At 70.2% G+C, this 23859-nt stretch carries 21 protein-coding genes; 13 read left to right on the forward strand and 8 right to left on the reverse strand.

The genetic code is table 11. The features are described 5' to 3' along the window. The first annotated feature begins 102 nt into the window (after positions 1-102). Complete coding sequence (locus OHT57_RS31680) at positions 103-1062, forward strand: DeoR/GlpR family DNA-binding transcription regulator (protein ID WP_328750088.1); 960 nt, start codon at positions 103-105, stop codon at positions 1060-1062. A 222-nt stretch (positions 1063-1284) separates the two neighbouring features. Here OHT57_RS31680 and OHT57_RS31685 read toward each other — a convergent pair whose 3' ends face one another. Next, positions 1285-3060, reverse strand: coding sequence for an acetyl/propionyl/methylcrotonyl-CoA carboxylase subunit alpha (locus OHT57_RS31685; protein ID WP_328750090.1), 1776 nt, complete (start codon positions 3058-3060; stop codon positions 1285-1287). Between the two features lie 363 nt (positions 3061-3423). Here OHT57_RS31685 and OHT57_RS31690 point away from each other — a divergent pair, with 363 nt between their 5' ends. Beyond that, entirely contained in the window at positions 3424-3927 is a 504-nt protein-coding gene (locus tag OHT57_RS31690; protein WP_328750092.1) for a hypothetical protein, read from the forward strand. Here the strand turns inward: OHT57_RS31690 and OHT57_RS31695 are convergent. Next, positions 3896-4516, reverse strand: a complete 621-nt coding sequence (locus OHT57_RS31695; protein WP_328750094.1) for a Maf family protein — start codon at positions 4514-4516, stop codon at positions 3896-3898. The two genes, OHT57_RS31690 and OHT57_RS31695, sit on opposite strands and share 32 nt — an antisense overlap. A gap of 18 nt (positions 4517-4534) precedes the next feature. Next, positions 4535-4663, reverse strand: a complete 129-nt coding sequence (gene mmpB, locus OHT57_RS31700; protein WP_328750096.1) for a morphogenic membrane protein MmpB — start codon at positions 4661-4663, stop codon at positions 4535-4537. 106 nt (positions 4664-4769) lie between these two features. Here mmpB and OHT57_RS31705 point away from each other — a divergent pair, with 106 nt between their 5' ends. After that, the gene (locus OHT57_RS31705) at positions 4770-5882 is read left to right on the forward strand and encodes an SGNH/GDSL hydrolase family protein (protein ID WP_328750099.1); all 1113 of its coding nucleotides are present in this window, start codon (positions 4770-4772) and stop codon (positions 5880-5882) included. Here OHT57_RS31705 and OHT57_RS31710 read toward each other — a convergent pair. After that, positions 5879-6088, reverse strand: a complete 210-nt coding sequence (locus OHT57_RS31710) for an acyl-CoA carboxylase subunit epsilon (protein WP_328750101.1) — start codon at positions 6086-6088, stop codon at positions 5879-5881. The genes OHT57_RS31705 and OHT57_RS31710 overlap by 4 nt on opposite strands. 17 nt (positions 6089-6105) lie before the next feature. After that, positions 6106-7725 (reverse strand): acyl-CoA carboxylase subunit beta, encoded by a 1620-nt coding sequence (locus OHT57_RS31715; protein WP_328750103.1) that lies wholly within the window; start codon positions 7723-7725, stop codon positions 6106-6108. A gap of 110 nt (positions 7726-7835) precedes the next feature. Here OHT57_RS31715 and OHT57_RS31720 point away from each other — a divergent pair, with 110 nt between their 5' ends. Together OHT57_RS31720 and OHT57_RS31725 are read left to right on the forward strand one after the other, a co-directional pair. Next, complete coding sequence (locus tag OHT57_RS31720; RefSeq protein ID WP_328750105.1) at positions 7836-8699, forward strand: biotin--[acetyl-CoA-carboxylase] ligase; 864 nt, start codon at positions 7836-7838, stop codon at positions 8697-8699. A gap of 107 nt (positions 8700-8806) precedes the next feature. Beyond that, positions 8807-9898: an adenylate/guanylate cyclase domain-containing protein gene (locus OHT57_RS31725; protein WP_328750107.1), complete on the forward strand. Its 1092-nt coding sequence runs from the start codon at positions 8807-8809 to the stop codon at positions 9896-9898. 13 nt (positions 9899-9911) lie between these two features. Here the strand turns inward: OHT57_RS31725 and OHT57_RS31730 are convergent, their stop codons facing one another. Beyond that, the gene (locus tag OHT57_RS31730; protein ID WP_328750109.1) at positions 9912-10559 is read right to left on the reverse strand and encodes a hypothetical protein; all 648 of its coding nucleotides are present in this window, start codon (positions 10557-10559) and stop codon (positions 9912-9914) included. A 203-nt stretch (positions 10560-10762) separates the two neighbouring features. Here OHT57_RS31730 and OHT57_RS31735 point away from each other — a divergent pair, with 203 nt between their 5' ends. From OHT57_RS31735 to hutH, 3 genes are all read left to right on the forward strand, one after another. Continuing rightward, positions 10763-11581: an enoyl-CoA hydratase/isomerase family protein gene (locus OHT57_RS31735; RefSeq protein ID WP_328750111.1), complete on the forward strand. Its 819-nt coding sequence runs from the start codon at positions 10763-10765 to the stop codon at positions 11579-11581. 272 nt (positions 11582-11853) lie between these two features. Continuing rightward, entirely contained in the window at positions 11854-13002 is a 1149-nt protein-coding gene (locus OHT57_RS31740) for a GGDEF domain-containing protein (protein ID WP_328750113.1), read from the forward strand. Positions 13003-13083: 81 nt separating this feature from the next. Continuing rightward, positions 13084-14622, forward strand: coding sequence for a histidine ammonia-lyase (gene hutH / locus OHT57_RS31745; RefSeq protein WP_328753385.1), 1539 nt, complete (start codon positions 13084-13086; stop codon positions 14620-14622). A gap of 48 nt (positions 14623-14670) precedes the next feature. Here hutH and OHT57_RS31750 read toward each other — a convergent pair whose 3' ends face one another. Together OHT57_RS31750 and OHT57_RS31755 are read right to left on the reverse strand one after the other, a co-directional pair. Further along, positions 14671-15453, reverse strand: a complete 783-nt coding sequence (locus OHT57_RS31750; protein WP_328750115.1) for a hypothetical protein — start codon at positions 15451-15453, stop codon at positions 14671-14673. Positions 15454-15495: 42 nt separating this feature from the next. Then, positions 15496-15777 (reverse strand): hypothetical protein, encoded by a 282-nt coding sequence (locus tag OHT57_RS31755; protein ID WP_328753386.1) that lies wholly within the window; start codon positions 15775-15777, stop codon positions 15496-15498. A 130-nt stretch (positions 15778-15907) separates the two neighbouring features. On the opposite strand from OHT57_RS31755, the gene OHT57_RS31760 reads away from it, so the two are divergent. The 5 genes from OHT57_RS31760 (at position 15908) to OHT57_RS31780 (ending at position 23813) form a co-directional block, all read left to right on the forward strand. Then, positions 15908-16252, forward strand: coding sequence for a hypothetical protein (locus OHT57_RS31760; protein ID WP_328750117.1), 345 nt, complete (start codon positions 15908-15910; stop codon positions 16250-16252). 212 nt (positions 16253-16464) lie between these two features. Continuing rightward, complete coding sequence (locus tag OHT57_RS31765; RefSeq protein ID WP_328750119.1) at positions 16465-17730, forward strand: L,D-transpeptidase; 1266 nt, start codon at positions 16465-16467, stop codon at positions 17728-17730. A 184-nt stretch (positions 17731-17914) separates the two neighbouring features. Then, the gene (locus tag OHT57_RS31770; RefSeq protein ID WP_328750121.1) at positions 17915-19384 is read left to right on the forward strand and encodes an ABC transporter permease; all 1470 of its coding nucleotides are present in this window, start codon (positions 17915-17917) and stop codon (positions 19382-19384) included. Positions 19385-19602: 218 nt separating this feature from the next. Further along, positions 19603-20286 carry an ABC transporter ATP-binding protein gene (locus OHT57_RS31775; protein WP_328750123.1) on the forward strand — a complete coding sequence of 228 codons (684 nt, stop codon included), beginning with the start codon at positions 19603-19605 and terminating at the stop codon, positions 20284-20286. Between the two features lie 212 nt (positions 20287-20498). Next, positions 20499-23813 carry a S8 family peptidase gene (locus OHT57_RS31780; protein WP_328753387.1) on the forward strand — a complete coding sequence of 1105 codons (3315 nt, stop codon included), beginning with the start codon at positions 20499-20501 and terminating at the stop codon, positions 23811-23813. Positions 23814-23859 lie beyond the last annotated feature (46 nt).

Below are 23859 nucleotides of genomic sequence, written 5' to 3' on the forward strand. Positions count from 1 at the left end.
AGATTAGGCCCTATACCACTTTCGGTCCTGCGGTGCGAACATCTTCTGCTATTCGGCGCAAACAGCTGAAAGCAGACGGTCGTTGGCGTTACTGTCAGTTTCGTGTTCGCTGCAGAACGTCGCCAATTGATCCTCGAAATGGTGCGAGCCAACGGGGCTGTATCGCTCCGTGAGCTCGCCCGCGTCGTCCAGACCTCAGAAGTGACCGTACGGCGGGACGTGCGCGCACTGGAGGCAGAAGGACTCCTCGACCGCCGACATGGCGGTGCGGTATTGCCGGGCGGGTTCACGCGAGAGTCCGGCTTTCCGCAGAAATCACATCTCGCGACCGCCGAGAAGACGGCCATCGCCGATCTCGCCGCGAGCCTCGTCGAAGAAGGCGAGGCGATCGTGGTGGGAGCGGGTACGACCACACAGGAACTGGCACGCCGGCTCGCCCGGGTCCCCGGACTGACCGTCGTGACCAACTCCCTGCTGGTGGCTCAGGCGCTCGCCCATGCCAACCGGGTGGAAGTGGTGATGACCGGCGGCACCCTGCGCGGTACCAACTACGCCCTGGTGGGCTCCGGGGCGGAACAGTCGCTCCAAGGGCTCAGGGTCTCCCGGGCCTTCATCTCCGGGAGCGGGCTCACCGCCGAGCGCGGGCTGTCCACGTCCAACATGCTGTCGGCATCCGTGGACCGGGCGCTGGTGCAGGCCGCCGCGGAGGTCGTGGTCCTCGCCGACCACACCAAGCTCGGTACGGACACGATGTTCCAGACCGTGCCGACGGACGTGATCACCCGCCTTGTCACGGACGAGCCCCCGGCCCATGACGACCGGGCCGGCACGGAACTCCAGGCGCTCGCCGACCAGGGGGTGCAGATCGCCGTGGCCGGCGCGTCGGGAGCGCCGGGGGGTGATCAGGTCCCGGCGCGTCGGCAACAGCGCCGGGACATGCCCCTGCCGGGGCCCCGCCGCGGCCAGGTCGCGGGCGGCCCGACCCTCCGCACAGCCACCGTCCACGGTGAGCAGCCTCCGGGCGCGGAGCGGGCACGGGTGGCGGACCTGCGCCGGCGGTGAGCCGTACGCCACTGACTGGTCGGACGGTTCTGACGGGTCGACAGTGACCGGCGACTGCCGCGCGCTTTCGCTGTGGCGTCGGTGTCCCGTCATGGCACCGGCCTGATCCGCGGCACCCTGAAATCCACTGTCACGGGGACGGGGAAACGAGGCGCCCGGTGGACTGACTGCTCCAGTCCACCGGGCGCCTCGCAATGCCGTACAGGAAAAGGCCGTTGAGGCTCAGTCCTTGATCTCGCAGATCGGGGCGCCCGAGGTGATGGACGAACCGACTTCGGCGGACAGGCCCTTGATGGTGCCGGACTTGTGCGCGTTGAGGGGCTGTTCCATTTTCATCGCTTCGAGGACGACGATCAGGTCGCCTTCCTTGACGTCCTGACCTTCCTCGACGGCGATCTTGACGATGGTGCCCTGCATGGGGGAGGCGAGGGTGTCGCCGGAGGCGGCGGGGCCGGACTTCTTGGCGGCGCGGCGCTTGGGTTTGGCGCCGGCGGCGAGGCCGGTGCGGGCCAGGGACATGCCCAGCGAGACCGGGAGGGAGACCTCCAGGCGCTTGCCGCCGACCTCGACGACGATGGTCTCGCGGTCGGTGTCCTCGTCGGCCTCGTCGGTGCCGGTGGGGGCGGCGAACGCGGGGATGTCGTTGACGAACTCGGTTTCGATCCAGCGGGTGTGGACCGTGAAGGGGTCCGCGCTGCCGGTGAGTTCGGGGGCGAACGCGGGGTCGGTGACGACCTTGCGGTGGAAGGGGATGGCGGTGGCCATGCCCTCGACCTGGAATTCGGCCAGGGCGCGGGCGGCGCGCTGCAGGGCCTGCTCGCGGGTGGCGCCGGTGACGACGAGTTTGGCGAGCAGGGAGTCCCAGGCGGGGCCGATGACGCTGCCGGACTCGACGCCGGCGTCCAGGCGCACGCCGGGGCCGGAGGGTCCTTCGAAGCGGGTGACGGTGCCGGGGGCGGGCAGGAAGCCGCGGCCGGGGTCCTCGCCGTTGATGCGGAACTCGAAGGAGTGGCCGCGCAGTTCGGGGTCGCCGTAGCCGAGGGCTTCGCCGTCGGCGATGCGGAACATCTCGCGCACCAGGTCGATGCCGGCGACCTCTTCGGTGACCGGGTGTTCGACCTGGAGGCGGGTGTTGACCTCCAGGAAGGAGATCGTGCCGTCGGTGCCGACGAGGAACTCCACCGTGCCGGCGCCGACGTAGCCGGCCTCCTTGAGGATGGCCTTGGAGGACGCGTACAGCTCGTCGACCTGGGCGTCGGAGAGGAAGGGAGCGGGGGCCTCTTCGACCAGTTTCTGGTGGCGGCGCTGCAGGGAGCAGTCGCGGGTGGAGACGACGACCACGTTGCCGTGGGAGTCGGCCAGGCACTGGGTCTCCACGTGGCGGGGCTTGTCGAGGTAGCGCTCGACGAAGCACTCACCGCGCCCGAACGCGGCGACGGCCTCGCGCACGGCGGAGTCGTACAGCTCGGGGACCTCTTCGAGGGTGCGGGCGACCTTCAGGCCGCGTCCGCCACCGCCGAAGGCGGCCTTGATGGCGATCGGCAGGCCGTGTTCCTCGGCGAAGGCGACGACCTCGTCCGCCCCGGAGACCGGGTCGGGGGTGCCGGCGACCAGGGGGGCACCGGCACGCTGGGCGATGTGCCGGGCGGCGACCTTGTCGCCGAGGTCGCGGATGGCCTGCGGGGGCGGGCCGATCCAGATCAGGCCCGCGTCCAGGACTGCCTGTGCGAACTCGGCGTTCTCGGACAGGAAGCCGTATCCGGGGTGGACGGCGTCAGCGTCCGCCTCACGCGCGGCGCCCAGGACCTTGTCGATGTCCAGATAGCTGGTGGCCGGGGTGTCACCGCCCAGGGCGAACGCCTCATCCGCGGCGCGGACATGCAGAGCGTCCCGGTCCGGGTCGGCGTACACGGCCACGCTCGCGATACCGGCATCCCGGCAGGCCCGGGCAACGCGGACAGCGATTTCGCCACGGTTGGCGATGAGCACCTTGCGCACGATTGAGGCTCCCTCCTTGAAACAAGCCGAGTTTAGGGACTGCCGACACGGCTCTTCGACCCGTCCCCTGTGGTGAGCTTGCCCACACGGAGCGTGATACGAGGCTCGCTCGACCGCGAAATCCCTTGTCGCACCTCGGTAGGCAGGGCTCCTCCCGGAAACCCTAGCCCTCCGCTGTGGCCAAGGTCTCTGTGAGAGCGTGCTGCGGACCACTCCGTTTTTTTGTGGAGTCCCTACGAATGGCCCAATGATTCTTTGCCCACCGCCGAACCCTTGTCCCGCGGTTTACCCGTTAGTAGCGTTCAGGCTGTATCGAACGTACTTCAGGTAGCAAGAGCACGGCTCGAGAGTGGGTGGGGACCGGTGATACGCAGGCCGGTGGCGTGGATCGTGGCGGTCGTCCTCTTCGCGGAGGCATTCGGCATCGCCGCGCTGAACTGGTTCCTGGGCGTCGTCGTCGACAACCAGAACATGTCCCTCGCGGGCCTGGACCCCGACGCGATGTCGCTGTCCTCGAAGATCGGCGGGGTCGTCTTCGGCCTCTTCTTCGCGCTGTGCGGTGTGGTCGCGCTGCTCGTGGCGGTGCGCGACCGCCGCCCGGCCGGCCTCGGACGCATCCTGCTGATCAGCATGGCCGTGGTGCACGGCCTGCTCGGTGCGTTCGCCTGGGGCCTGATGGGCCGGCCGCAGTTCCTGTTCATGATGGTCGTGCTCGCACTCATCGTGCTGCTGCTGATGACCTACGACGCCCAGGACCGGCCCGCCGCCGCGGAACCCGAGGACCCCGAGAACATGGCCCCGGGGGGCGACGGCCGGGGCGACGAGGGCTCGCCGCTCACACCTCCGCCGGCGCCCACAACTCCGTGATGCCGACGCCCAGTTCGGCCAGCAGTCGGCGCAGCAGCGGCAGGCTGAGGCCGATCACGTTGCCGTGGTCGCCGTCGATGCCCTCGATGAACGGGGCCGAGCGGCCGTCCAGGGTGAACGCCCCCGCGACGTAGAGGGGTTCGCCGGAGGCGACGTACGCGGCGATCTCCGCGTCGGTCGGCTCGCCGAAGCGGACGACCGTGGAGGCGACCGCGGAGGCGTACCGGCCGCTCTCGGTGTCGTGGACGCAGTGGCCGGTCTGGAGTGTGCCCGCGCGCCCGCGCATGGCCTTCCAACGGGCCGTCGCCTCCTCGGTGTCGGCCGGTTTGCCCAGTGCCTCGCCGTCCAGGTCGAGCACCGAGTCGCAGCCGATCACCAGTGCACCCCTGACGTCGGGCCTCGCGGCCACGACGGAGGCCTTGGCCTCGGCGAGGGCGAGGGCCAGTTCGGCGGGGGTGGGGGCGCTGACGGCTTCCTCGTCGACCCCGCTGACGATGACCTCGGGGGTGAGGCCGGCCTGGCGCAGCAGGCCCAGCCGGGCGGGGGACTGGGAGGCGAGCACGAGTCGGCGGCGCGGCTGATCGGTCATGCGGTCAGCGTAGTCCGGTCAGCGCAGCCCGATCACAATCATGGCGATCACCATGGCCACCGCCATGAAGATGCTCAAGCGCCGAAGCATGACTTCCATGTCGCGAAGTTCCTTCGGCGGTTCGTTCTCGGGGTCGGACCACAGCATGGGTTCCAGCTTGCGGCGATTGTGTGGAGGGCGCCTGAGTACGCGTACTCAACTCCTCTAAACGGTACTGTGGTTTCATTAAATGTCGACGGGAGGAGCACATGCCGTGTTCACCACTGCTTGGACCGCCTCGCCCCAGCTGCCCAGCGAAGGCTTCACCCCCAACTGGTCCCGGGAGGGCTTCTGGCGCCAGTCGGTGCGCCAGGTCGTCCGGCTGTCGTCCGGGGGCAGCCGACTGCGGATCCGCCTCTCCCACGCGTACGGCACCTCGCCGGTCCGTCTCGCGGGCGCCACGGTCGGCCGTACCGCGTCGGGGGCGGGCGTCGAGCCCGGTTCACTGCGCGGGCTCCCGCTCGCCGCCGAGATCCCCGCACAGGGTGAACTCGTCAGCGACGCGGTCGAACTCGCCGTGTCCGCGGGGGAGTCGGTGACGGTCACGCTGTACTTCGACGCGGCGACCGGGCCCGCGACCTTTCACGCACAGGCCTTCACCACCGGCTACCGCGGAGAGGGCGAACTGCTCGGCGACGTGAGCGGCGAGGGGTTCGACGCGGTGAGCGAGTCCTGGTACTTCCTGACCGCCGTGGAGACGGACTCCGGCCGTACGGACGGGATAGCGCTGTTCGGGGACTCCGTCACCGACGGCTTCGGCTCGACTCCGGGGGCGGACCGGCGATGGTCGGACGCGCTGGCCAGGCTCAGCGGGCGGCCCGTGCTCAACGCCGGTATCGGCGGGAACCTGCTGCTCAACGACTCCGCGTGGTACGGGGAGAAGGGGGTGCGGCGGTTCCGGCGGGATGTGCTCGGGCTTGCCGGGGTGGACACGGTCGTCGTGCTGCTGGGGCTCAACGACATCGGGTTCAGTGAGACCGACGAACAGCCGACGTACAAGCCGGCACCGGTGGTCGAGGCAGCCGAACTCATCCGCGGGCACCGGGAGTTGATACGGCAGGCTCGGGGGCTGCGGGTGATCGGGTGCACCCTGCTGCCGTTCGGCGGTTCCGACCACTGGGGTGAACACGCGGCGAAGGTCGCGCACGAGGTCGACGAATGGGTGCGCTGCTCCGGCGAGTACGACGCGGTGGTGGATCTCGCGCGGGAGCTGGCCGGTCCGGCAGACCCGGACCGGCTGCACCCGTCGTACGACTTCGGCGATCACCTGCACCCGAACGATCTCGGATACGAGGTGATGGCCGAAGCGCTGTCAGCCGTCCTCTAGGACGGCCAGTACGTGCGCGTCCATGCCGTGGGCCCCGGCTGGGGCAGGCGGCGCCCCGCGATACGGGACGGGTCCGACCATGCGGCCCTGGTCTCCTCCGCGCCCGACGGCGTGTCCGTCGCCGCCGCGGCGCGGGCCCGGACCACCGCCAGGGCGGCGGCCAGCTCCTCGGGGGTGGGGTTTCCCCGTACGACCTTGATGTTCATGACGGCTCCCGGCAGGGCTAGAGGGGGATGTTGCCGTGCTTCTTGGGCGGCAGCGACTCGCGCTTGGTACGCAGCTGACGCAGCCCCCTGACCACGTGACGTCGGGTGTCCGACGGCATGATCACGGAGTCGACGTAGCCGCGCTCGGCCGCGATGTAGGGGTTGAGGAGGGCGTCCTCGTACTCCCGGATGAGGCGCGCCCGGGTCGCCTCCAGGTCGCCGTTCGCGTCGGCCTCCGCGATCGTGCGGCGGTGCAGGATGTTGACCGCGCCCTGGGCGCCCATGACGGCGATCTGGGCGGTGGGCCAGGCGAGGTTGAGGTCTGCGCCGAGGTGCTTGGAGCCCATGACGTCGTAGGCGCCGCCGAAGGCCTTGCGGGTGATCACCGTGATGAGGGGCACGGTGGCTTCCGCATAGGCGTAGATGAGCTTCGCGCCGCGGCGGATGATGCCGTCGTGCTCCTGGCCGACGCCGGGGAGGAAGCCCGGCACGTCCACGAAGGTGATGACCGGGATGTTGAAGGCGTCACAGGTGCGCACGAAGCGGGCCGCCTTCTCGGAGGCCTTGATGTCGAGACAGCCGGCGAACTGCATCGGCTGGTTGGCGACGATCCCCACCGGGGCGCCCTCGACCCGGCCGAAGCCGGTGAGGATGTTCGGGGCGAACAGCGCCTGCGTCTCGAAGAACTCGGCGTCGTCCAGGATGTGTTCGATCACCGTGTGCATGTCGTACGGCTGGTTCGCGCTGTCCGGGACGAGCGTGTCCAGCTCACGGTCCTCGTCGGTGAGGGCGAGGTCTGCCTCCTCCGGGAAGGCCGGCGCCTCGGAGAGGTTGTTGGACGGCAGGTACGACAGCAGCTGCTTGACGTACTCGATGGCGTCCTTCTCGTCCCCGGCCATGTGGTGCGCCACACCGGACACCGAGTTGTGGGTGCGGGCGCCGCCCAGCTCCTCGAACCCGACGTCCTCGCCGGTGACCGTCTTGATGACGTCAGGGCCCGTGATGAACATGTGCGAGGTCTGGTCGACCATGACGGTGAAGTCGGTGATGGCCGGGGAGTACACGGCCCCGCCCGCGCACGGGCCGACGACGAGGGAGATCTGCGGGATGACACCGCTCGCGTGGGTGTTGCGCCGGAAGATCTCGCCGTACGCCCCGAGGGAGGCGACCCCCTCCTGGATACGGGCGCCGCCGGAGTCGTTGATGCCGATGACCGGGCAGCCGGTCTTCAGCGCGAAGTCCATCACCTTGACGATCTTCTGGCCGTAGACCTCGCCCAGCGCGCCGCCGAAGACGGTGAAGTCCTGGGAGAACACGGCCACCGGACGCCCGTCCACGGTGCCGTAACCGGTCACCACGCCGTCCCCGTAGGGGCGGTTGTCCTCCAGGCCGAAGTTGGTGGAGCGGTGCCGGGCGAACTCGTCCAGCTCGGCGAAGGACCCCTCGTCGAGCAGGAGCTCGATGCGCTCACGGGCCGTCAACTTGCCCTTGGCGTGCTGCTTTTCGACGGCGCGTGCGGAGCCGGCGTGCGTCGCTTCATCAATACGGCGCTGGAGGTCCGCGAGCTTGCCCGCGGTGGTGTGGATGTCGATCCCCGTGGACTGCTGGGTCTCGTGACGCTCTTCCGGCTCGGACATCGGGACGTGGCTCCCTGCCTGCTCAAAAGGGGGGACGGTTACTCATCCGTAGAGTAGTGGCGCCCCTACGAATCAGCAGTGCGGCGTTTCACACACCTAGGGTGGCTTGCATGACGCCGCGAGATGTTTCAGGAGACGACAGCCGCTGGTCGGATCTCGACCGGCCGCCCCTCAACGCCGCCGCCCTGCGCCGCGGGCTGGTGCGGGAGGGCGGGCTGTGGTCCGGGATCGAGGTGGTCACGGACACCGGCTCCACCAACTCCGACCTGGTCGCCCGCGCCCGCGCGGGCAAGGCCGCCGAGGGCACGGTCCTCGTCGCCGAGGAGCAGACGGCGGGGCGGGGCCGCCTGGACAGGCAGTGGACCGCGCCGCCCCGCTCGGGCCTCTTCTTCTCCGTCCTGCTGAACCCGGCCGACGTACCGGTGTCCCGCTGGGGCTGGCTGCCGCTGCTCACCGGGGTCGCGGTGGCCACGGGCCTGTCCCGGTCCGCCGGCGTCGACACCGCCCTGAAGTGGCCCAACGACCTGCTGGTGACCGTGGGCGGCAAGGAACGCAAGGCCGGCGGAATCCTCGCCGAGCGCGCCGGCGAGAACGGCGTCGTCGTCGGCGTCGGCATCAACGTCAGCCTCCGCGAGGACGAGCTGCCGGTGCCGGGTGCGGGATCGCTGGCGCTGGCCGGGGCGGTGAGCACCGACCGGGACCCCCTGCTGCGGGCCGTACTGCGGTCCCTGGAGGAGTGGTACGACCGCTGGCGCGCGGCGGCGGGCGACCCGACGGTGAGCGGTCTGCAGGAGACGTACGCGGCGGGGTGCGCGACGCTGGGCAGGACGGTGCGGGCGGAGCTGCCGGGAGATCGCTCGCTGGTCGGCGAGGCGGTCGCGGTGGACGGCGACGGCCGCCTGGTGATCGCGACGCAGGAAGGCGTACAGGAACCGGTGGGAGCGGGCGACATCGTCCACTTGCGACCGGCCTGAAGAACTCTCCGCTCCACCCACGGAGTGAGGACGTGAGCTGGCGCACACCTGCCGTATGGTTGAGGCCGGTCGATACCTGACCGTGACAGATCGGAAGGGCAGCAGGCGTGACCGCAGACGACACGGGCTCCGGCGCGGACGTGCCCCCGCATCCGCTCGCCGTGCGTCTCGAACAGCTCATCCTCGGCGCCGAGCGGCGCTACACCCCCTTTCAGGCGGCCCGCACCGCCGGCGTCTCCATGGAGCTCGCCACCCGCTTCTGGCGGGCGATGGGCTTCGCCGACGTCGGCCAGGCCAAGGCGTTCACCGAGGCGGACGTCCTCGCGCTGCGCCGCCTCGCCGGTCTCGTCGAGGCGGGACTGCTGAGCGAGGCCATGGCCGTACAGGTGGCGCGGTCCACCGGGCAGACCACCGCCCGGCTGGCCGAGTGGCAGATCGACTCCTTCCTGGAGGGCCTCACCGACCCCCCGGAACCCGGCATGACCCGCACCGAGGTGACCTACCCGATCATCGAGCTGCTCCTGCCCGAACTGGAGGAGTTCCTCGTCTACGTCTGGCGCCGCCAGCTCTCCGCCTCGGCCGGCCGGGTCGTGCAGGCCGCCGACGACGACGAGATGGTCGACCGGCGGCTGTGCGTCGGCTTCGCCGACCTCGTCGGGTTCACGCGCCTGACCCGTCGCATGGAGGAGGAGGAACTCGGCGAGCTCGTCGAGGCCTTCGAGACCACCGCCGCCGACCTCGTCGCCGCGCGCGGCGGGCGGCTCATCAAGACCCTCGGCGACGAGGTGCTGTACGCCGCGGACGACGCGGCCGTCGCCGCTGAGATCGCGCTGCGGCTCATCGAGACCATGGCCAACGACGAGACCATGCCCGAGGTGCGCGTCGGCATGGCCTTCGGCACGGTGACCACCCGTATGGGCGACGTCTTCGGTACGACGGTGAACCTCGCCTCCCGGCTCACCTCGATAGCTCCCCGGGACGCCGTCCTCGTCGACAGCGCCTTCGCGGAGGAGCTGATCCGCACCGGTGAGGCGCCCGCCTCCGAGGCCGAGGCGGCCGAGGCCGCGGCCACCGCCGAGAAGGAGGGCGAGGAGCCGCCGACCTACCGCTTCGCGCTCCAGCCGATGTGGCAGCGGCCGGTGCGCGGGCTCGGCGTGGTCGAGCCCTGGCTGCTCACCCGCAGGGACGTGGCCCCGTAGCGGTCCGGTACCGCTAGCCGCGCTGCACGCACAGGCCGACGATCGGCACACACAGTCCGGGCTGGGGTGCGTGGGTGGGCTGAGCCGTCGGCGTCTGCGCCGGTGGGGGCGTGGTCCTGTCCGCGGTGGGGGCCGGCTGCGGTTGAGGGGCGGCGGTCGTCGCCGCGGGGCGCTGTACGGCGGTCGCCGTGGGGGCCGCCGCTGCCGGGGTGTTCGGCGCTTCCGGGATCGTCGTGGGTGCCGCGGCGCGGGGCAGCGGTACGGCGGTCGCGGACCCCGCAGGTGCCAGGAGGACGCCCGGTGTGGGGGTCGCGGAGACCCCGCCCATCGCCGCCGTCGACGACGGGCCCGCCTGCGGCACGGAGCCCACGGTGGCGGCGGCGTTCGTCGCACGGTCCGTGCCGGAGCCGATGTTCTCGTCCATGTCGGTGTCCGTGCCCGGGGCCGGGGCCGCCTGGGGGTCCGCCTCCGCCATGCCGAAGCCGCCCCCCGAGGTGTCGGGGGTCATCCGGACGAGGCTCAGGGCTCCGGCGGCGAGGGCGAGGCCGCCCGCGGCGAGCAGCACCTTGCGGGGGCGGGGCTTGCGGTGGCGGCCGCGCGGGCCGAAGAGACGGACGCCGTCGCCGTCCGTCGGCCCTGTCGTCACCGTGATCGTCGTCATGCCGGTTCCTCCCCTGAATGCCCGCGCCCCCTGTGCGCCGTGGCGGGGCGCACGTTATGCGCTGTCATGGGCGGTCGGGCAGGAGTTGCGCGGGATGTCACCCGAAGGGGGTGTCGGGCGGTTCGGCGGGAACCTTTCGCAGTGCGGGTGGGACTGCGATGATCGGAGCGTTCTTGTTAACCCGCGTTAACCAGGAGGGTGTCATGGGCGAGGAGCGGTTCGGGGAGTTCGTGCTGGTGAGACGGCACGGGGAGGTCGGGGAGACCGGGGAGGGGGTCGTCGCCGAGCTGGTGCTCGACCGGCCCAAGGCGATGAACGCGGTCTCCACGGAGATGGCGCGGTCCGTCGCCGCCGCCTGTTCCGCACTTGCGGGTGATCAGGGCGTGCGGGTTGTCGTGGTGACCTCCACGCATGAGCGGGCGTTCTGCGTCGGGGCGGATCTGAAGGAGCGGAACTCCTTCAGCGACGCGGAGTTGGTACGGCAGCGGCCGGTGGCTCGGGGGGCGTACACGGGGGTGCTGGAGCTGCCCGTGCCGACGATCGCCGCGGTGCACGGGTTCGCGCTGGGCGGGGGCTTCGAGATGGCGCTGTCGTGCGACCTGATCGTGGCCGACCGTACGGCGGTGGTGGGGTTGCCGGAGGTGTCCGTGGGGGTGATCCCGGGGGGCGGGGGGACGCAGCTGCTGCCCCGGCGGGTGGGGGCGGCGCGGGCGGCCGAGCTGATCTTCACGGCGCGGCGGGTGGAGGCGGAGGAGGCGTACCGGCTGGGGCTGGTGGATCAGCTCGTGCCGGCGGGGGAGGACCGGGCGGAGGCGTTGTCGCTGGCGTCCCGGATCGCCGCGAACTCGCCGGTGGGGCTACGGGCGGCGAAGCGGGCGTTGCGTCTCGGGAACGGGCTGGATGTGCGGGCCGGGCTCGAGGTGGAGGACGCGGCGTGGCGGTCGGTGGCGTTCTCGGGGGACCGGGCGGAGGGGGTGGCGGCGTTCAACGAGCGGCGCGCGCCGCGGTGGCCTGGGGAGTGACGGTTGCCTCCGGCGGTTGGGCGGGTTCTTGTGTGCGGGTTCGGTGGGGGCGGGCGTTTTGCGCAGTTCCCCGCGCCCCTGTATCGCCTGCGGCGCCGTTGTGGGTCGGGGCCGGGGTGGGGGGTGCGTCGGGCTTTTAGGGGCGCGGGGAACTGCGCGACCAGCCCCCGCCGGCCCGCAGCCGTACGACCGCCTGGTCTGGCGTGGTGGGGTTCACCCGAACGTCCCAGTCATATCCGTGCCCTCAGGCGAATCCTCCATAGCCTGGAGTGATGGGTGAGGACATCCGGCTGGCCGCGGTCGTGGCGCTGGCGCAGGGCATGGCGGCGGCCCACGGCACGCGTGACGCGTGGCGCGCTGCCGCCGCCGGGGCGTGCCGGGCGCTGGGCGGGAGTTTCGCCGCGCTGTCCGTGTGGGAGCGGGAGCTGGGGCGGCTCAGGGTGCTGGTGAACGTGGGGGACCGGGCCGCCGGCGAGGAGGAGTTTCCCGACGGTGAGGCCTATCCCGTGCACCAGTTCCCGGAGATCACCGAGTTTCTGCACGAGCGGTGGGCCGGTGGCGGTGAGCCCAACGCGTGGGTGGAGACGGCGGAGGGGCCCGCGGCCGGGGGGCGCCCCGGATATGTGCATCAGCGGGTCGCCGCGCTGCGCCGGAGGGGCCGTGGGTGCTGTGTCGTCGCTCCGATCGTGCTGAACGGGCGGGCCTGGGGGGAGCTGTATGTCGCCCGGCCCGCCGGTGATCCCGTGTTCGGACGGGAGGACGCCGACTTCGCCACCGTGCTGGCCGCTGTCGTCGCCGCCGGTATCGCCCAGGCGGAGCGGTTGGAGGAGGCGAGACGGCTGGCGTTCACGGACGCGTTGACCGGGCTCGCCAACCGTCGTGCCGTTGACGTGCGGCTGGACGAGGCCGTGGAACGGCACCGGCGGGAGGGGGTCGTCGTCAGTCTCGTCGTGTGTGATCTCAATGGGCTCAAGCGGGTCAACGACACCTGTGGGCATGCCGTCGGCGACCGGCTGCTGGAACGTTTCGGTTCGGTGCTGTCGCTGTGCGGGGCCATGCTGCCGGGGGCCCTCGCCGCCCGGCTGGGCGGGGACGAGTTCTGTCTGCTCGCGGTCGGGCCGCCGGCCGACGACGTGGTGAGGGCGGCCGGCGAGCTCTGCCGGAGGGCGGGGGAGCTGGAGCTGGGGGAGGGCGTGGCGTGCGGGGTCGCGTCGACCGAGGACCCCATCGGGCCCGTTCGGTCCGCCCGGCGGCTCTTCCGGCTCGCCGATGCCGCCCAGTACCGGGCCAAGGCCGAGCGTGCCGTGAAGCCGGTCGTCGCGGGGAGGGGCGGGCTGGACGATCCGGTCGTACGGCTGGCCGACGCCGCCCCCTCCGGGCAGAGCGCCGAGCGTCGCCGGTTCCGGGGGCGACGGCCCTGAGGCGGTGCCTGCGGTAAGGGGCGTACCCCCGTCCCAGTAGTGACATCCTGGAATTCAGTGCGTACGCTCCTGAATATGGATATGCACACTGTGGTGGTGGGGACGTCCGGGGTCACCGCGTCCGACGTCCTTGCCGTGGCGCGCGGCGGTGCCCGGATCGAGCTCTCCGAGGAGGCGGTCACCGCTCTCGCCGCGGCCCGCGGGATCGTGGAGGCGCTCGCGGCCAAGCCCGAGCCCGTCTACGGCGTCAGCACCGGCTTCGGCGCCCTCGCGACCCGGCACATCAGCCAGGAACTCCGGGCCCGGCTGCAGCGGAACATCGTCCGCTCGCATGCCGCGGGAATGGGACCGCGGGTGGAGCGGGAGGTCGTACGGGCGCTCATGTTCCTGCGGCTGAAGACCGTCTGCTCGGGACGGACCGGGGTGCGGCCCGAGGTCGCGCAGACCATGGCGGATGTGCTCAATGCCGGGATCACGCCGGTCGTGCACGAGTTCGGTTCACTTGGTTGCTCCGGTGACCTCGCGCCGCTGTCCCACTGCGCCCTCACGCTGATGGGCGAGGGGGACGCCGAGGGACCCGACGGTGTCGTGCGGCCCGCCGGTGAGCTGCTCGCCGAGCACGGGATCGCCCCCGTCGAGCTGCGGGAGAAGGAGGGGCTCGCCCTTCTCAACGGCACCGACGGCATGCTCGGGATGCTCTTCATGGCACTCGCCGACCTGGAGATGCTGTACAAGTCCGCCGACATCACAGCCGCGTTGAGCCTTGAGGCGCTGCTCGGTACCGACAAGGTGCTCGCTCCCGAGCTGCACGCCATCCGGCCGCATCCGGGGCAGGGGGCGTCCGCCGCCAACATGCTGGCCGTGCTGGCGGGTTCGGAGCTCACCGGGCACCACCAGGACGACGCGCCCCGGGTCCAGGACGCCTACTCGGTGCGCTGCGCGCCGCAGGTCGCCGGGGCCGGGCGGGACACCCTGGCCCATGCGCGGCTGGTGGCGGAGCGGGAGTTGGCCTCGGCGGTCGACAACCCCGTTGTGCTGCCTGACGGTCGGGTGGAGTCCAACGGCAACTTCCATGGTGCGCCGGTGGCTTATGTGCTCGACTTCCTCGCCATCGCCGTCGCCGACCTCGCGTCGATCGCCGAGCGGCGGACGGACCGGCTGCTCGACAAGAACCGTTCGCACGGGCTGCCGCCGTTCCTCGCCGACGACCCCGGTGTCGACTCCGGGCTGATGATCGCCCAGTACACACAGGCCGCGCTGGTCAGTGAGCTGAAGCGGCTGGCCGTGCCGGCGTCCGCGGACTCGATCCCGTCGTCCGCGATGCAGGAGGACCACGTCTCGATGGGATGGTCGGCCGCGCGCAAGCTCCGTACCGCCGTCGACAACCTCACCCGGGTCCTCGCCGTCGAGCTCTACGCCGCCTCGCGCGCCGTCGAGCTGCGCGAGGGGCTCACTCCGGCGCCGGCGACCCAGGCCGCCATCACCGCCGTACGGAAGGCGGGTGTCGAGGGTCCGGGTCCCGACCGGTTCCTGGCGCCCGACCTCGCCGCGGCCGACGTGTTCGTGCGGGAGGGGCGCCTGGTGTCGGCGGTGGAGGCCGTCACCGGGCCGCTGCGGTAGGAAGGCAGGCCCTGTTCGGCGTACGGCTGAACAGGGCCCCTGCGGTGGTTACTTGAGCTTGGCCAGCTGGGCGTCGATCACGGCCGTCGGCACCGGGGCCGCCTTGCCGCTCTCGAGCGAGGCGAAGTCCACCGAGTAGTACGTGGAGACGGTGTTGCCGACGCGGACCACCTCGGTGTTGAAGGTGGCAGCGCCCTGGCCGTCGATGTCGGAGCCGACGGAGAACGCGACGGACTGGTCGCCCTTGCCGGAGGGCCTCTCCGAGGCGACCTTGGTGATCTTCTGTGTCTCGCCCCCGGCGGAGATGGTGAAGCCGCCGGAGCAGGCCGCGATGCCGTCGGAGACGGCCTTGACGGCCTTCTCGGCGCCGTCGCCGTCGTAGGAGGACAGGCCCACGAAGGTCATCTCGACGTTGAGGGTCTCCAGCGAGGACGCGTCCGGGGACCCGGTGGCCTCGGGGCTCTTCGTGAGGCTGTTGCTCACGCTGGCGTCCGCGTCGCCCGGCGCGAGACCGGCCATGGCGTGGGCGAGCGGGGCGCACGCGGCCTTGTCGCTCTTCACCTCGCTCTTGGCCTTCGGCAGGGTGTCGTCGCCGTCGTCGGCCTGGTACCCGGCGGCATCGCCCTTGGCGAGCAGCAGCTTCTCCAGCTCGGCCGTGCTGAGCGCCTTCGCGGTGGCCGTGCTCCGGGAGGAGGATGCCCCGGCCTCCTTGGACGCCCCGGACTCCTTCGGGTCGTCGTCCGAACCTCCGCCGCACCCCGTGATGAGGGCGAGTGACAGCACGCCCACGGTCGCCGCGGCGCCTATCCGCGCCCTCGATGCTCTCTTCATGTGCGGACTATGAAGGTTGCGCCAAGAAATCGTCAAGCAGGATTAAAAGCCCAGTCGTTCCCGGCGCACCGAATAGACGACGAAGCCCGCACCCAGCGTGAGGAAGAGGGTGCCACCGACCAGGTACGGCGTGGTGTCGGGGCTTCCGGTGTCGGCGAGCTGTGTGCCGTCCCCGGTCGTCTCCACGCTCGTGGTCGCGACCCGTGCCTGTGCCGTGGCCTGCACGGACGGCTCTGTTCTCGCCGGGCTGTCCTGGGACGCGTTGGCGGACGGGACGAACCACAGGGCACCCAGGAGGGTCCCCGCGGCGGTGGCGGTCAGCAACGGACGGCGAACGGATGACACGGAATATCGATCCCCTTGTGGTGCTGGCGAATTGGCCGTGTGGGCCGATGTTAGTGAAAGGCGCGGGTCACAGGAAAGTCACGGGAGCGATGGGCTTTACGCTCCGGGCATGAGCACTGAAGAGACATCACGTTTTGTACGGCTTCGGGTGGAACTCGTCGTCGAGGTCGGCGACCACGAGGCCGTGGCCCGGGCCGCGCTCGCGCGGATCGCGGACGATCCGGACATGCCGGACGATGAGCGGGCGCACGCCGAGGGTGCTGTGACGGAAGACACTGCGGAGGCCCTCGCCTATCTCGTGGACCCGTTCGACCTGGTGGGGGAGGTGCCGGGGGTCGAACTCGCCCAGGCGTCCTGGAGCAGCGAGCAGATCGACTACGACCCGGATTCGCCGGAGTGGGACCTCGACGAGGATGATGTCGAGGCGGACGAGGAAGAAGAGGCCGTCGGCTGAGCACGCTCGGGAAACAGTGACCCCGGGTGGCAACCGCCGTCCGGGGTTTCGTCGTCTCAGTGGTCGCACGCACCGGCAGACGTACCCTCCGCCCCAGCAGGAGTGGTGTGCCCCACACCTTCTCAAAAGGTGGAACGGGATGAACCGGTCGTAGCGTTCAGGTTTTATTGACGGGGCTCTCAGGGTTTCGGGGATTCGGGGATTCGGCAACGATGGAGAAGCGTGTGATGACGGTCAGTAAGCGGCGCAGGGGCCTCACGGTCGCGTCCGCACTGCTCGGCGGGGTGCTGGTGCTCTCGGCCTGTTCCAGTGGTGACGACTCCTCGTCGAACGGCGGTGGCGGCGACACCTCGCAGGCCAGGGCCGACGAGGCGGCGGCCAAGAAGAGCTCCGAGGCCGAGATCAAGATCACGCCCAAGGACGGCTCGGACAACGCCTCCATCAACAACTCCGCCGCCGTCGTCGTGAGCAAGGGCACGCTCACCGACGTGGCGATGACGACCGCCGACGGCACGAAGGTCGCCGGCGAGCTGTCCGCCGACAAGACGAGCTGGAAGCCCGACGCGCAGCTGGAGCGGTCCACGACCTACAAGGTCGCCGCGGAGGCCAAGGACTCCGCCGGACTCGTCGCCCACGAGAACGCCTCGTTCACGACGGTCTCCCCGTCCAACAGCTTCATAGGCAACTTCACGCCCGAGGACGGCTCGACCGTCGGCGTGGGCATGCCGGTGTCGATCAACTTCAACAAGGCGATCACCAACAAGGCGGCCGTCCAGAAGGGCATCACCGTCTCCTCCAGCAGCGGTCAGGAGGTCGTCGGTCACTGGTTCAACCCCAACCGCATCGACTTCCGCCCCGACGCCTACTGGAAGGAGAACTCCACCGTCACGCTGAAGCTCGCGCTCGACGGTGTCGAGGGTGCCAACGGCGTCTTCGGCGTCCAGCAGAAGACGGTCACGTTCAAGATCGGGCGCGACCAGGTGTCGTACGTCGACGCCAAGACCAAGCAGATGAAGATCACGCACAATGGCGCGGTCATCAAGACCATCCCGATCTCCGCCGGTTCGCCCGAGAACAAGACGTACGAAGGCGTCATGGTGATGTCCGAGAAGTTCAAGGAGACGCGCATGAACGGCGCGACCGTGGGCTTCACCGACGACGACGGCAAGGGCGAGTACGACATCAAGGACGTGCCGCACGCCATCCGCCTCACCAACTCCGGCACCTTCGTGCACGGCAACTACTGGGGCGCCAAGTCCGTCTTCGGCAGCGTGAACACCAGCCACGGCTGCGTGGGCCTGTCCGACACCAAGGGCGCCAACGACAGCGGCACGGCGGGCTACTGGTTCTACACCCACTCCATCGTCGGCGACGTGGTGGTCGTCAAGAACACCGGCGACAAGACGGTGGCCCCGGACAACGGCCTCAACGGCTGGAACCTGAACTGGGCGGACTGGAAGGCGGGGTCGGCGGTCTGAGGTCCGACTGCTGACACGGGTTGTTTCGAGGGCGGTCACCCGGTGGGGTGGCCGCCTTCCGTGTTCTCCCGGAACTCTCCCTGACAGGTCCGTCCAGGGTCTCTCCTGGCTCGTGGACAGCCTTCTCATGCTGCTCTTATACGGGGCTTATGGAGTCATCACGCGCCGTGCCTAGCTTGCGGCCATGTTCTTCACCTACCTGAGGCGCGAACTGCGCCGCCGCAGAAAGGCGGCCCTCGTCGTCGCCTCCGGGCTCGCGCTCGGGATCGCGCTGGTCATCGTGGTCAGCTCCGTGTCGTCCGGCATGGGGAAGGCCCAGGACAAGGTCCTCCAGTCGCTGTACGGGCTCGGGACGGACATGACGGTCACCAAGGCCGCCGCCGCGCCGAGCGCCACCAGCTCCGAGCGTCCGCGCTTCCAGTTCGACGCGCAGGACAACGGCTCCGACGCTCAGCAGAGCACCGACCGGGTGCTGGTGCAGGGGTTCCAGACCCTGCCCACCACCACGGTCACCAAGGTCGACAAGCAGACCGGCGTCTCGGACGCCGCCGGCGGGCTCAGCCTCCAGGTCATCAAGGTGAGCGGGCAGTTCACCCGCGGCCAGTTCCAGCAGAACCAGAACGGTGGGACCGGGGAGCGCCGCGGCCAGAACGGCGGCGGCACCGGCCAGCCGCAGGGTGAAGTGCGGGGCGGCGGCGCCAACTTCGACGTCAACAACTACTCCGTCTACGGCACCGACGTCACCAAGCCGGCCCTCGGCCCGCTGACCTCCTCCAAGATCTCCAGCGGCCGCACCTTCACGTCGGCCGAGACCAACGCCAAGGTCGCCGTCCTCGACTCCGCGTACGCCAAGGAGAAGAAGCTCAAGGTCGGCTCCACCGTCACCGTCAAGAGCGTCAAGTTCAAGGTGATCGGCGTCGCGACGGCCGACAGCGGGGACGCGGCCGCCAACGTGTACATCCCGCTCACCCAGGCGCAGACCCTCAGTGACTCGAAGAACAAGGTCACCACGATCTACGTCAAGGCGACCGACTCCCAGAAGATCGGCGCCGTCAAGTCGACGATCCAGAAGAACATCTCGGGTACGACCGTCACGACCTCGGCCGATCTCGCGGACACCGTCTCCGGCTCCCTCTCCACGGCGTCCTCGCTCGCCACCAACGTCGGCAAGTGGCTGTCCATCGCCGTCCTGATCGCCGCCTTCCTGGTCGCCGGGCTGCTGACCTCGTCCGCGGTGTCGCGACGGGTGCGGGAGTTCGGCACGCTCAAGGCGCTGGGGTGGAAGTCGGGCCGGGTGACCCGGCAGGTCGTCGGTGAGGCGATGGTGAACGGGCTGCTCGGCGGTGCGCTCGGCATCGGGCTCGGCCTCGCCGGCGCGTACGTCGTGACGGCCATCAGCCCCACGCTGCAGGCGCAGTTGGGCGGCGGTGGCGGCGGTGGCGGCAACGGCGGGGGCGGCGGCGGTGGCTTCGGCGGTCCCGGTCGGCAGGCGGCCGCCAAGACGCTGGACGTGGCCCTGACCGCTCCGGTCAGTCTGACGACCGTGGCGATCGCGGTGGCACTGGCTGTGGCCGGGGGGCTCATCGCCGGCGCGTTCGGCGGCTGGCGGGCGTCGCGGCTGCGGCCGGCGGACGCGTTGCGCCGAGTCGAGTAGCGGGCGTCGGCGTCGGCACCGGTGCGCCCGCGGATGTGCCTCGCTCTGCCGTCTCGCGGCTGCGGCAGCGTCGTGGCTGGCCGCGCAGTTCCCCGCGCCCCTGGGTGGGCTCGGTCACCCCGGCTCCGAAGGGGCGCGGGGACCGCGCGAACAGCCCCCACCACCCGCAACTGACAACGACCCGCACCACCCGAACCCCACCACCCCAGGAGCTCACCATGTACGAACTCAGAAGCGTCACCAAGCGCTACACCCGGGGCAAGGACACCGTCGACGCGCTCGCCGGTGTCGACCTGACCATCGCCGACGGGGACCGTCTCGTCATCCAGGGCCCCACCGGCGGCGGCAAGTCCACCCTCCTGCAGATGCTCGGCGGGCTGGACAAGCCCACGGAGGGCGAAGTGGTGCTCGACGGCACCGACTTGGCCAAGCTGTCGGAGGCCAAGCTCACCACGGTCCGCAGCGAGAACATCGGCTTCGTCTTCCAGAGCTTCAACCTGATCCCGACGCTCAACGCCCAGGAGAACGTCGAGACCGCCCTCGTACCCCTCGGAGTGAAGGGGAAGGAGCGGCGGGAGCGGGCGGCCGAGGCGCTGACCTCCGTCGGTCTCGGGGAGCGGCTCGCGCACCTGCCCTCCGAGATGTCCGGCGGCCAGCAGCAGCGCGTCGCCATCGCCCGTGCCCTTGTCAAGCAGCCGAAGGTGCTCCTCGCCGACGAACCCACCGGCAACCTTGACGAGTCGATGCGTGACGAGATCATGGACGTACTCGAACGCATGTGGAAGGAGCTGGGGTTGACCTTCATCATGGTCACCCACGACTCCGCCATCGCGAAGAAGGCACCGCGCGTCGCCACGATCCGCAAGGGCCGGATCACGGTGAAGGAGAACGCGCCGAGCTGAGGCTCAACTTCCGTTCGTGTGGAGGGGGTTCGTGAATCCGACAGTCGTGTAACAGAGCTTGCTGTCAGCAACCTGTGCCTTGAGGTCGCTGATCATCCCCCGGCATACTGCGGTCTCCGGGGGGCGTACGTTCATATGTGCGAGACCACCCCCGGCCGGGTGAACGGGGTATTCACCCGGTCCATCTGCAAGGGGGAATCTTGCGCAGACAGATGAAAAAGGCATGCGCGGCCACGATCGCCACGGCGGCCGCGGTGGCGATGGCGGCGGGCATGACCAGCCCGGCGTCGGCGGACGCGCCGCGGACGGCGAGCGCGCAGACGAACAAGGCGCAGCTCACGCCCGGGCACAGCATCACGCTGATCACCGGTGACCGTGTCACCGTCGACGCCAAGGGCCGGGTCGTCGGCCTGCAGCGGGCGAAGGGTCGCGAACACATACCCGTGCAGATCCGCAAGGCCGCCGGTCACACGCTCGTGCTGCCGGTGGACGCGGCCCGGCTGGTGGCCGGCGGCAAGCTCGACCAGCGGCTCTTCGACATCACCGAGCTCAACAAGGCCGCCACCCGCACGTCCCAGAAGAAGGGACTGAAGGTCATCGTCGGCTACCAGGGCGCCGCCACGGCGGCCAAGGCCGACGTCCGGGACGCGGGCACCCTGCGACGGAGCCTCACGACGCTCAACGCGGACGCCGTGCAGACGCCCCAGCAGGAGACGCCCGAGCTCTGGGACGCGGTCACCAACGGTGACAAAACCGCCTCCGGCATCGCCCACGTGTGGCTCGACGGCGTCCGCAAGGCCAGCCTCGACAAGTCCGTGCCGCAGATCGGCGCCCCCAAGGCATGGGCGGCCGGCTACGACGGCAAGGGCGTCAAGATCGCCGTACTGGACACCGGTGTCGACGCGACCCACCCGGACCTCAAGAGCCAGGTGATCGAGTCCAAGAACTTCTCCACCGCGGCCGACGCCACCGACCACTTCGGCCACGGCACGCACGTCGCGTCCATCGCGGCCGGCACGGGCGCCAAGTCCAACGGCAAGTACAAGGGCGTCGCGCCCGGCGCGAGGATCCTCAACGGCAAGGTCCTCGACGACAACGGCTCCGGTGACGACTCCGGCATCCTCGCCGGCATGGAGTGGGCCGCCGCGCAGGGCGCCGACGTGGTCAACCTGAGCCTCGGCGGCCAGGACACCCCGGAGATCGACCCGTTGGAGGCGGAGGTCAACAAGCTCTCCGCCGAGAAGGGCATCCTCTTCGCCATCGCCGCGGGCAACTCCGGTCCGGAGTCCGTCGGTTCACCGGGCAGCGCGGACGCCGCGCTCACCGTCGGCGCCGTCGACGACAAGGACAAGCTGGCCTACTTCTCCAGCACCGGCCCGCGCGCCGGCGACGGTGCGATCAAGCCGGACGTCACCGCGCCCGGCGTCGACATCACGGCCGCCGCGGCCAAGGGCAGCTTCATCGACCAGGAGGTCGGCGAGAACCCGCCGGGCTACCTGCCCCTCTCGGGTACGTCGATGGCGACCCCGCATGTCGCGGGAGCCGCCGCCATCCTCAAGCAGGAGCACCCCGACTGGGGTTACGCCGAGCTGAAGGGCGCCCTCACGGGCTCCGCGAAGGGCGGCAAGTACAGCCCGTTCCAGCAGGGTTCGGGCCGTATCCAGGTCGACAAGGCCATCAAGCAGACCGTGATCGCCGACCCGGTGTCGGTGAGCTTCGGCACCCAGCTGTGGCCGCACACCGACGACAAGCCGGACACCAAGCCGCTGACGTACCGCAACCTCGGTACGAAGGACGTCACGCTGAAGCTGACGTCGACGGCCACCGACCCGAAGGGGCACGCCGCGCCGGCCGGTTACTTCAAGCTGGCCGCCACCACGGTGACGGTCCCGGCACACGGCCAGGCCTCCGTCGCCATGACCGTCAACACCAAGCTGGGCGGCACGCTCGACGGCGCGTACTCGGCGTACGTGACCGCGACGGGCGGCGGCCAGACCGTCCGCACGGCGGCCGCGGTGCAGCGCGAGGTCGAGTCGTACGCCGTCACGCTGAACGTCCTCGACCGTGACGGCAAGCCGGCCAAGACCTACAACACGGACCTGTCCGGCGTCTCCGGCCTCGCCAACGGCAAGTGGTTCATGCCGTACGACGAGGACGGCTCCGTCACCGTCCGGGTGCCCAAGGGCGGTTACATCCTCACCACCGCGAACATCGTGGACCCCAAGGACGCCACCAAGGGCATCGACTGGATGGTCCAGCCGAAGCTGAACGTCACGAAGAACACGACGATCACGCTGGACTCGCGCAAGGCCAAGCCGGTGGACATCACCGTGCCGGACGCGGCCGCCAAGTCGGAGTTCGCCTCACCCGGCTTCTCGGTCGAGACCGCCGACGGCGGCGGATACGGCTACGGCTGGTTCCTCGACTCGTACGCCGGCTTCCACACCGCGCACCTGGGCCCGCAGGTCACCGACGGCTCGCTGAGCCAGCAGTTCGACGGGCACTGGACCAAGGGCGCCACCGAGCAGTACGACACCGTGGCCGGCGGCAAGGTCAAGCAGATCGCCACCGGTTACACCAAGCACTACAAGGCGAGCGAGCTGGCCACGGTGAAGGTCGCCATGGGCGCCGCCGCGAGCGGCAAGAAGGGCTCGATCAACGCCACGGGCTGGCTGCCCGGCGCGTTCATGGCCTCCTCCATCGGCGTCCAGCAGGCCCTGCCCAGCAGCCGCACCCTGCACCTGTCCACGCCCAGCGGGGTGAAGTGGGAGCTGGACTTCGAGCAGGACAGCGGCGTCGACCCGGACGGCTTCCCGCTTGCGGATGCCTACTACACGTTCGGTGCCGCGCAGTCCTACCAGGGCGGGAAGTCCTACTCGAAGACCGTCAACACGGCCGTCTTCGGGCCGCACCTCAACGCCGACTTCGGTCTGTACCGCGACGGCAACGAGATCTTCGGCTCCCTCCCGCTGTTCGCGGACGGCAAGGGCCACGCCGGTTCCTCGGTGTTCACCTCGGTCAACACCACGCTGTACAAGAACGGCGTCAAGGTCGGCTCGAACGACGACCCGCTGTTCGGCGAGAAGACGTTCAAGGTTCCGGCCGGTCAGGCCTCGTACAAGCTGACGACCTCGGTCAAGCGCAGCGTCAAGGTCGCGGCGGCCTCCACCCGGATCGACGCCAGCTGGACCTTCTCGTCCAAGAAGCCGGCCGACCTCACCAAGCTGCCCGCCTCCACGGTCCGCTTCAACGCGGCCACGGGGCTGGACAGCAGGGTCGAGGCCGGCAAGACGGTCAAGATCCCGTTGACCGTCGAGGGCTCCGCCAAGGGCTCCAACCTGAAGTCCCTCGCGGTGTACGTGTCGTACGACTACGGCCAGACCTGGAAGAAGGTCACGGTCTCGGGCGGCAAGATCACCGTGAAGAACCCGGCGAAGGGGAAGGCCATCTCCTTCCACGCCAAGATCGCCGACAAGAAGGGCAACAAGTCGACGATCTCGATCTACAACGCGTACTACGGGAAGTGAGCCGTAACACGCGGTAGTTGAGGGACCGGCCCGTCGGGAGCGCTGC

Origin of the sequence: Streptomyces sp. NBC_00285, from assembly GCF_036174265.1 — a bacterium.
Taxonomy (GTDB): domain Bacteria; phylum Actinomycetota; class Actinomycetes; order Streptomycetales; family Streptomycetaceae; genus Streptomyces.